1 protein-coding gene and 1 pseudogene are annotated in these 966 nt (G+C 23.4%); one reads left to right on the top strand and one right to left on the bottom strand.

Annotated elements, in window-relative coordinates; genetic code table 4:
* Positions 1-313 (top strand): annotated as a pseudogene (locus C6B38_RS10605) (DUF3688 family protein); the annotation flags it as partial.
* 14 nt (positions 314-327) lie between these two features.
* Here C6B38_RS10605 and C6B38_RS05430 read toward each other — a convergent pair.
* Positions 328-966, bottom strand: a 639-nt coding sequence (locus C6B38_RS05430) for a spiroplasma phage ORF1-like family protein (protein WP_146693325.1), incomplete at its 5' end; no start/stop codon positions are given.

The following is a 966-nucleotide window of genomic DNA, read 5'->3' as shown; positions in this document are numbered from 1 at the left end:
TAAAAATAATTATAGTAATGAAATTGAAAATATAAATAATAAATGATATTCAGTTATTTTTAATTTTGGAAATTATAAAATTGTTAATTTTTTTAATTCTAATAATGAAATTAGAATTAATTTTGATAATTTTATTTTATTAAAAGGTAATGATGGTAATTTATATTTATATAAAAAATGAGATAGTCCTTTACCTATTCCAAATATTAATTTTACGATTTATCGTTGAGATGGTAATGGTGAACCACAAACACCAACTATTGACAAAAACACCGGTGAAATTACTGACTGAAAAGAACAAAAAGGAACTTAATAACAGTTCCTTTTTTATATTAATCGCACAAATTTCATAAAAATAATTAATAAAAAGATATTTGTTATTGTACTATACAATGCTGGATTAAATTTTCATACTTCAAATATTTGACTAAAAAAACTATATACTGTTTCAAAAACCTTACCAACACCACTCGCTAATTTATTAACTTGTTTAACACCGGGAATAGTATTGACAATTCAAATCACCGCATTTTTAATATGAGCACTAAAATCTCATCAACCCTCTGGYGTTACATATTGCACTTGTCATCATTGTTTATCGGGGAACAACCCACCATTATTAATCTCTTGTCAGTTATAAATTCCAAAATTAAAATCATAATATCGGTACATATCATTCTCTTTTTGTGCTTGCAATTCAAAAACATTATAACCGATTTTTTGTTCTTCAATTTTTTTATATTGCAAACCATATTTATTTTGTAAATTACCGCCAAAAACATAACCCGAATTTAACTTAATATCATAATTATTAGCAACCGAAAAATCATAATTAAAAACACTACCATAATTATTAATCGTATAAAACCGATTTTTAAATGCTGAATATAATTTAATATCTAATTGCTTATATTTATCTGAAAAATAAAAATATCGTGGGTAAATTTTAAAACCATTATTTACTAA

This window comes from Spiroplasma sp. ChiS, from assembly GCF_002968355.1.
Lineage (GTDB): Bacteria > Bacillota_I > Bacilli_A > Mycoplasmatales > Mycoplasmataceae > Spiroplasma > Spiroplasma citri.
The sequence above is the reverse complement of the archived record's forward strand: the minus strand, read 5'-3'. Positions and strand labels throughout refer to the sequence as shown.